We start from the raw sequence: 756 nt of genomic DNA on the forward strand, positions 1-756 counted from the left end.
CAGCGTGACGGCGTAGCTCTGATCGGGTAGCTTCACCGCTCCGCCCAAGCTATGGCGATCTCGACCGACCTCCGCCGCCGTGCCGTCGAAGCCTACGAGCGAGGCGACGGTTCTATTCCCGCCGTGGCCGCCCGCTTCGCTGTCGGTGAGGCGTCGCTCGGACGCTGGCTCCGACGCAAGCGCGACACCGGGTCGGTCGAACGCGCGCCGCGCGCCGGCGGCAATCCGCGCCGCGTCACCCCGGACGGAGAGGCCCTGCTCCGCGCTTGGCTCGACGACGACCCGTCGGTCGCTCAGCACGTGCTCGCCGACCGGCTTGCAGAGGCTGGGCAAGCGCGCGTCAGCCAGCAGACCGTCGGGCAGACGCTCGCCCGGATGGCGCTGACGCTCAAAAAAAGTCCTTCCGAGCCGTCCAGCGGCTCCGGCCCGACGTCGTAGCCGAACGCGCCGAGTTTGCCGCGTGGCAACCGACCGTCGACGGCGCGCGCGTGGTGTGCGTCGACGAGAGCGGCATCGTCGCCGGTGGTCGCGTGAGCTACGGCTACGCGCCGCGTGGCGAGCGGTGCGAGGAGCACGCGCCGTACCGGAAGGGAAAGCGCACGAGCCTGATCGGCTGGATGGGACTCGGCCGCGGCGGCGTCGTTGCCGTTGGGGGGAGCGTCAACGGCGACGTGTTCGAGCGGTTCGTGCGCGACCACCTGTGCCCCAACCTGCGGCGTGGCGACATCGTGATCTGGGACAACCATTCGGTCCATA

The 756-nt window shown here is 70.9% G+C and carries 2 protein-coding genes; both read left to right on the forward strand.

Features of this window, described 5'->3' with window-relative positions; genetic code table 11:
* The first annotated feature begins 51 nt into the window (after nucleotides 1–51).
* On the forward strand, nucleotides 52–438 hold the full coding sequence (locus RM540_RS16320; RefSeq protein ID WP_311666095.1) for a helix-turn-helix domain-containing protein: 387 nt from the start codon (nucleotides 52–54) through the stop codon (nucleotides 436–438).
* Between the two features lie 92 nt (nucleotides 439–530).
* Nucleotides 531–756, forward strand: a 226-nt coding sequence (locus RM540_RS16325; RefSeq protein WP_311666096.1) for a transposase, incomplete at its 3' end; no start/stop codon positions are given.

Source organism: Rubrivirga litoralis (assembly GCF_031846415.1).
GTDB lineage: Bacteria > Bacteroidota > Rhodothermia > Rhodothermales > Rubricoccaceae > Rubrivirga > Rubrivirga litoralis.